The organism is Micromonospora sp. KC213, assembly GCF_004348325.1.
GTDB lineage: Bacteria > Actinomycetota > Actinomycetes > Mycobacteriales > Micromonosporaceae > Micromonospora.
The window spans coordinates 1-6,531 of the sequence record NZ_SMKF01000245.1 but is presented as its reverse complement, the minus strand read 5'-3'; the positions used below and the strand labels follow the sequence as shown (position 1 = coordinate 6,531).

At 70.6% G+C, this 6,531-nt stretch carries 6 protein-coding genes; 5 read left to right on the top strand and 1 reads right to left on the bottom strand.

Annotated elements, in window-relative coordinates:
* The first annotated feature begins 128 nt into the window (after positions 1–128).
* Both E1166_RS28600 and E1166_RS28595 read left to right on the top strand, forming a co-directional pair.
* The gene (locus E1166_RS28600) at positions 129–929 is read left to right on the top strand and encodes a helix-turn-helix transcriptional regulator (protein ID WP_132342985.1); all 801 of its coding nucleotides are present in this window, start codon (positions 129–131) and stop codon (positions 927–929) included.
* On the top strand, positions 920–1,108 hold the full coding sequence (locus E1166_RS28595; protein ID WP_132342984.1) for a DUF397 domain-containing protein: 189 nt from the start codon (positions 920–922) through the stop codon (positions 1,106–1,108). The genes E1166_RS28600 and E1166_RS28595 overlap by 10 nt, the downstream gene beginning before the upstream one ends.
* 195 nt (positions 1,109–1,303) lie before the next feature.
* Here E1166_RS28595 and E1166_RS28590 read toward each other — a convergent pair whose 3' ends face one another.
* Positions 1,304–2,749: a family 43 glycosylhydrolase gene (locus E1166_RS28590; protein ID WP_132342983.1), complete on the bottom strand. Its 1,446-nt coding sequence runs from the start codon at positions 2,747–2,749 to the stop codon at positions 1,304–1,306.
* 196 nt (positions 2,750–2,945) lie between these two features.
* On the opposite strand from E1166_RS28590, the gene E1166_RS28585 reads away from it, so the two are divergent.
* From E1166_RS28585 to E1166_RS28575, 3 genes are all read left to right on the top strand, one after another.
* On the top strand, positions 2,946–3,413 hold the full coding sequence (locus tag E1166_RS28585; protein WP_132342982.1) for a DUF4442 domain-containing protein: 468 nt from the start codon (positions 2,946–2,948) through the stop codon (positions 3,411–3,413).
* A 64-nt stretch (positions 3,414–3,477) separates the two neighbouring features.
* Complete coding sequence (locus E1166_RS28580; protein ID WP_132342981.1) at positions 3,478–4,224, top strand: beta-phosphoglucomutase family hydrolase; 747 nt, start codon at positions 3,478–3,480, stop codon at positions 4,222–4,224.
* The coding region (locus E1166_RS28575) for a glycoside hydrolase family 65 protein (protein ID WP_132342980.1) at positions 4,221–6,531 on the top strand (2,311 nt) is incomplete at its 3' end. The genes E1166_RS28580 and E1166_RS28575, both read left to right, overlap by 4 nt.

Below are 6,531 nucleotides of genomic sequence, written 5' to 3'. Positions count from 1 at the left end.
GCTCGGGTGACTCCGCTGCGTGACAGTCTGGTGACGGCAGCACTAGGGTGGGAAGCCGTTCCGCCCCCACCGCCCCGGCCGTGCGATCGGCCGTTCCCCCGCGTGCAGAGGTGTGCAGAGGTGTGCAGATGAGCCGGATGCCGATCATGGAACTCTTCGCCGGTGAGCTGCGCCGGCTGCGGTCCGACGCCGGGTTGTCCCAGGAGGCGCTCGCCGAGCGGGTGAACTACTCGGCGTCCCTGGTGGCGGCGGTCGAGCAGTGCCGCCGCGCGCCCCGTGAGGAGTTCGCCCGGCGCTGCGACGACGTGCTCGCCGGAGGCGGCTTGCTGGTCCGGATTCGGGAGGCCGTCCTGCGGGAGAGCCTGATGCCGTGGTTCCGCGAGTGGGTGGCGATCGAGCAGGAGGCGACGGCGTTGCGCAGCTTCCAGCCGCTGGTGGTGCCGGGCCTGCTGCAGACCGAGGCCTACGCCCGCGCGCTCTACGAGGGTGCCGCCCAGTTCGTCGGCGAGGTTCTGGAGCAGCAGCTCGCCGCCCGGCTGGCCCGGCAGGCGGTGCTCGACCGGCCCGCGCCGCCCCAGTTGGTGGTGGTGCTCGACCAGGCCGTGCTGGACCGCCCGGTGGGCGGGCCCAAGGTGATGGGGGAGCAGTTGCGGCACCTGGTCGAGGTGGGCCGGCGGATCCGCGTCCACCTGCACCTGGTCCCGCGCGAGGCCGGCGCCTACCCGGGGCTGAACGGCGCGTTCGTGCTCGCCACCCCGCCGGACGGCGACGACCTTGGCTACCTGGACAACCAGATGCACGGCACCATCGTGGAGCGGACCGCCGACGTAAACTCCCTGCGGCAGATATGGGAGTCCGTGCGGGCCGAGGCGATGCCGCACGGGGCCACCCTGGCGGCGATCTCGAAGGCGGCGGAGCAATGGACCTGACAGGCGCGACCTGGCGCAAGAGCACCCGCAGCAGCGGCAACGGTGGCGACTGCGTGGAGGTGGCGGACAACCTGCCCGGGCTGGTCGCGGTGCGGGACAGCAAGGACCGGCCAGGGCCGGTGCTGACCTTCACCCCGGCGAGTTGGGCGGCGTTCGTGCGGTTCGCCCGGCACGGCTGACCTCCCGGCCGCGCGGTCGATCCCGGCGATCGCTGAGGGAGACGCCTCGGCGGTAGATGGCACCTTCTCTACCGCAGTCGTCCAGCCGCCAACTTGCCGCGTCGAGCAGGCAGCGGCCCGGACCGATCTCACGAAGACGCGGATCGGTCCGGGCCGCAGCGGGGCAGACCCCGGCTTTACGACATCGGTGCTGCCTCAGCCACGCCGCCACAGCTGGACGGCGAAGCCGTTGCAGGTGTAGAGCGAGAGCCGGGCACCGTTCACGTTCTTCCAGTCGTAGTTGTCCAGGCACATGTTGCCGGCGACGTTGCGCAGCGAGAACCAGCCGTTGCCCTGGTCGATGATCTGCCACAGCTGGGCCGTCGTGTTGTCGCAGGCGACCAGGCCAACGTCCGCGTTCGGCGCCGTGCTGGCGTTGATGTTGGTCAGACAGGTGCCGGTGTTGCGGTTGCGGATCTCGTACCCGCTGGTGCCCCTGTAGTTGAACTCCCACTCCTGCGCGGTGTTGCCGTTGCAGGTGTACAGCCGAACGAGCGCGCCGGGGGTGGTGTCGAAGTCGTAGTTGTCGACGCAGCGGTTGCTGTACTGGCCCCGGATGCCGGGCGCGGTCATTCCGTTCGGCAGCGGCTGGCCGAAGAACGGGGTGCCGTTGTCGCTGAAGTAGAGCTGCTGGAAGCGGGTGTGCCGGTTCGGGTCGGTGAGCGCGTCCGGCGTCGGGGTGGCGTAGTCACGGGCGTGATAGACCAGCACGTCCGTGGTGTTGTCCTCGGCCACGGTGAAGCTGCCGTGGCCCGGGCCGTAGACCCCGTTCGCGGTCTGGAACACCGGGTTCGGGCTCTTGCGCCAGGAGGCCGGATTCAGCAGGTCCGCGGTGTCGTCGGCCGACAGCAGGCCCAGCTTGTACCGGGAGTCGGTCGCCGAGGCCGAGTAGGCGATGAACACCTTGCCGTTCTTGACCAGCGGCGATGGCCCTTCCACCACGCCGGCGACGCCTTCCATCTCCCAGGCGTACGTCGGGCGCGCGATCTCGGTGACCGTGCCGGTGATGCTGGTGGGGCTGTCCATCCGGGCGATGTACATGTGGCTGTTGTAGTTGGTGGACGGGCTGTCCTGGGCCCAGGCGAAGTAGCGCACCCCGCGATTGACGAACGAGGCCGGGTCGAGCTGGAAGGACTCCCAGCCGGTGTTGAAGCGCTGGGGTGCGCTCCATTCGCAGGTCATCGGGTTGGCGCAGGTGTTGCGGATCCAGTAGAGCCGCTGGTTGAACCGCGCGGTGCTGGGCGATGCCGAGAAGTACATGTACCAGGCGCCGTCGATGAACTGGATGTCCGGTGCCCAGATCCAACCGCTCAGCGCGCCGCTCGACGGCGCGGTGAACGCGGTGATGGTCGCGGCGCTGCCGAGGCCCTGCAGGGTCGTGGCGCGTCGCAGTTCGACCCGCTTGTAGTCGGGGACCGAGGCGGTCATGTAGTAGTAGCCGTCGGTGTGCTTGTAGATCGCCGTGTCGGCGCGTTGCTGGATGACCGGGTTGTTGACCGTGATGAACTGCGCGGCGGCCGGCGGGGCGAACACGGCCAGCAGCGCGATGATCATGCCGAGTGCGACCGCCAATCTCTGACGGGCGCGGGTGAATGTTGCCATCGGTGGGCTCCTTGGGGGGAGGAGTGGATCAATGCTCGCGAGACAGGGGTCCGGCGCGCGGGCGGGTGGTTATGTGAGCGCTAACAGCATCTTCAGTGGTTACGGGGATGTCAACAGCAGGTTGCGGGGACCTAGGCAGGATCGCCTGGGACGTGTCGGCCTTGCCCGGGAAGTTACTGAGCAGTAACGTCGGGGCATGTCCATCGACCCGCGCCAGGTGGCGTCCGCGCTGCTCGAAGCCGTGCCCTTCGCCCGTACCCTCGGCTTCGAGGTGGTCAAGGTCGCGCCGGAGGCCGAGGGTGGCGTTCGGGCCGTGGTCCGGCTGCCCGACTCGCCGGCCACCCACAACCACGTCGGCGGTCCGCACGCCGGAGCCATGTTCACCCTCGGGGAGACCGCCTCCGGCGCGGTGGTGATGGCCGCCTTCGGTCACCTGCTCGACCGCGCCGTGCCGCTCGCCGTCCGGGCGGAGATCGCGTACCGGAAGGTGGCCATGGGGCCGGTGCTGGCCACCGCTCGGCTGGTGCGCCCGCCGGCCGAGGTGATCGCCGAGTTGGACGCCGGGCAGCGACCCGAGTTCGACGTCCCGGTCGAGATCGGCACCGAGGACGGCACCCCGACCTCGGCCATGACGGTGGTCTGGACGCTGCGCGCGAAACGCTGAGCCTGCGGACGTCCCCGGCGCAAAGCCGGTTTGCCGGGGCGGCCGGATGGATAGATTCGACCTTGTGCTGGGCTTACCCGATCACGTGACCGCCTGCCTCTTCGATCTGGACGGTGTGCTGACGCAGACCGCCCGGGTGCACAACGCCGCCTGGAAGGAGACCTTCGACGCCTACCTGGCGCGGCGGTCCGCGACCACCGGCGAGCCGTTCCGGCCCTTCGATTCCGGGCCGGACTACCAGCGGTACGTGGACGGCCGGCCCCGGGCCGACGGGGTCCGCACCTTCCTCGCCTCCCGCGGGATCGTGCTGCCCGAAGGGAGCCCCGACGACCCGCCGGACGCGGACACCGTCCAGGGAATCAGCAACCGGAAGAACGCCATCCTGCTGGACCGCATCCACCGTGACGGGGTCGACGTCTACCCGGGTTCGGTGACGTACCTACGGGCGGCGGTCGCCGCCGGGCTGCGCCGGGCGGTCGTCTCGGCCAGCGCCAACTGCCGCGACGTGGTGGCCTCGGCGGGCCTGGAACCGATGTTGGAGGCCCGGGTCGACGGCCAGGTGACCCAGGCCGAAGGGCTGCGCGGCAAGCCGTACCCGGACACCTTCCTGGCCGGCGCGGCGCTGCTCGGCGTCGCGCCCGCCAACGCCGCCGTCTTCGAGGACGCCCTCGCCGGGGTGGCCGCCGGCAGAGCCGGCAGCTTCGGCTACGTCATCGGCGTCGACCGGGTCGGCCAGGCCGACGAGCTGCGCGCCAACGGCGCCGACATCGTGGTGACCGACCTCGCCGACCTGCTCAAGGGCGCGGCATGATCCGCGAACGCGCCTATCCGGTCGAACCCTGGCACGTCCGGGAGACCCGGCTGGACATGGACGTGCTGGCCCAGTCCGAGTCGGTCTTCGCGCTCTCCAACGGCCACATCGGACTGCGCGGCAACCTCGACGAGGGCGAGCCGCACGGTTTGCCCGGCACCTACCTCAACTCCTTCTACGAGCTGCGCCCGCTGCCGTATGCGGAGGCCGGCTTCGGCTTCCCGGAGTCCGGGCAGACCATCGTCAACGTCACCAACGGCAAACTGATCCGACTGCTGGTCGACGACGAGCCGCTCGACGTCCGGTACGGCACACTCCTCAGCCACGAACGCGTCCTCGACCTGCGCGGCGGCACCCTCTATCGGGAGATGCACTGGCGGTCCCCGGCCGGCCGGGAGGTCAAGGTACGCAGCACCCGGCTGGTCTCGTTCACCCAGCGCTCGGTCGCCGCGATCGACTACGAGGTCGAGGCGGTGCACGGGCCACTGCGACTGATCCTCCAGTCCGAGCTGGTGGCCAACGAGACCCTGCCGGCGCAGAGCCGCGACCCCCGGGTCGCCGCCGTGCTGGAGTCGCCGTTGCAGGCCGAGGAGGAGCTGACCACCGACGACGGCGGGCTGCTCATCCACCGCACCAAGGTCAGCGCGCTGCGGGTGGCCGCGTCGATGGGGCACGAGGTGCACGCGCCCACCAAGGCCACCATCGAGTCCGAGGGGTACCAGGACTGGGTCCGCACCACGATCGGGTGCGTGCTCGAACCGGGCGAGAAGCTGCGGGTGGTCAAGTACCTCGCGTACGGCTGGTCGAGCCGGCGGTCCCTGCCGGCGCTGCGCGACCAGGTCGGCGCCGCGCTCGCCGGTGCCCAGCTGGACGGCTGGGACGGGCTGTGTCGGGAACAGCGCAGGTACCTCGACGAGTTCTGGGAGGCCGCCGACGTCCGGGTCGAGGGCGACCCGGAGGTGCAGCAGGCGGTCCGGTTCGGGCTGTTCCACGTGCTGCAGGCCGGCGCCCGTGCCGAGCGGCGGCCGATCGCGGCGAAGGGACTGACCGGCCCGGGGTACGACGGGCACGCGTTCTGGGACACCGAGACGTTCGTGCTGCCGGTGCTCACCTACACCCAGCCGAGCGCGGTCCGCGACGCGCTGCACTGGCGGCACGCCACCCTGGCCCAGGCGCAGGAGCGGGCCCGGACGTTGAACCTGCGCGGCGCGGCGTTCCCGTGGCGCACCATCGAGGGGCCGGAGTCGTCGGCGTACTGGCCGGCGGGGACCGCCGCGTTCCACATCGCCGCCGACATCGCCGAGGCCCTGCGCCGGTACGTGCTGGTCACCGGGGACGTCCAACTGGAACGGGAGATCGGCCTGGAGCTGCTGGTCGAGACGGCCCGGCTGTGGCGTTCCCTCGGCCACCACGACCGTCACGGCCGCTTCCACATCGACGGGGTGACCGGCCCGGACGAGTACACCGCGGTCAAGAACGACAACATCTACACCAACCTGATGGCGCAGCGGAACCTGATCACCGCCGCCGAGTGCGTGATGCGTCACCGGGACGAGGCGCTCCATCTCGGGGTCACCGACGAGGAGGCCGCCGGGTGGCGGGACGCGGCGAACTCCATGTTCGTCCCGTACGACGCGGGTCTGGACGTGCACCAGCAGGTGGAGGGCTTCACCCGCCTGCAGGAGTGGGACTTCGAGCACACCCCGCCGGAGAAGTACCCGCTGCTGCTGCACTACCCGTACTTCGACCTGTACCGCAAGCAGGTGATCAAGCAGGCTGATCTGGTGCTGGCCATGCACTGGCGGGGCGACGCCTTCACCTCCGACGAGAAGCTGCGCAACTTCCTGTACTACGAGCGGCGTACCGTCCGGGACTCGTCGCTGTCGGCCTGCACCCAGGCGGTGATCGCCGCGGAGGTCGGCTATCCCGAGCTGGCGCACCGCTACCTGCGGGAGGCCGCGCTGATGGACCTGCACGACCTCAACGAGAACACCCGGGACGGCGTGCACATGGCCTCGCTGGCCGGGGCGTGGATCGCGCTGGTCGCCGGGTTCGGTGGCCTGCGGGACCACGACGGGACGCTGAGCTTCGCCCCCCGGCTGTCCAGCCGGTTGAGTCGCCTGGACTTCTCGGTGCAGTGGCGGTCGATGCGGCTGCGGGTGGACATCCGGCCGCACCAGGTCACGTACTCACTGCGCGACGGCGGCCCCGAGGCGGTGGTCGAGCTGCGCCACCACGGTGAGCAGGTGTGGGTGACCGCCGGCCAGCCGGTCACCGTCCCCGTGCCGGCCCTGTCCCCGCCCGATC

Excerpts from the sequence above, each read along its gene's own strand:
- E1166_RS28600 (WP_132342985.1), top strand. The coding sequence starts at position 129 with ATGAGCCGGATGCCGATCATGGAACTCTTCGCCGGTGAGCTGCGCCGG.
- E1166_RS28585 (WP_132342982.1), top strand. The coding sequence starts at position 2,946 with ATGTCCATCGACCCGCGCCAGGTGGCGTCCGCGCTGCTCGAAGCCGTG.
- E1166_RS28590 (WP_132342983.1), bottom strand. The coding sequence starts at position 2,749 with ATGGCAACATTCACCCGCGCCCGTCAGAGATTGGCGGTCGCACTCGGC.
- E1166_RS28595 (WP_132342984.1), top strand. The coding sequence starts at position 920 with ATGGACCTGACAGGCGCGACCTGGCGCAAGAGCACCCGCAGCAGCGGC.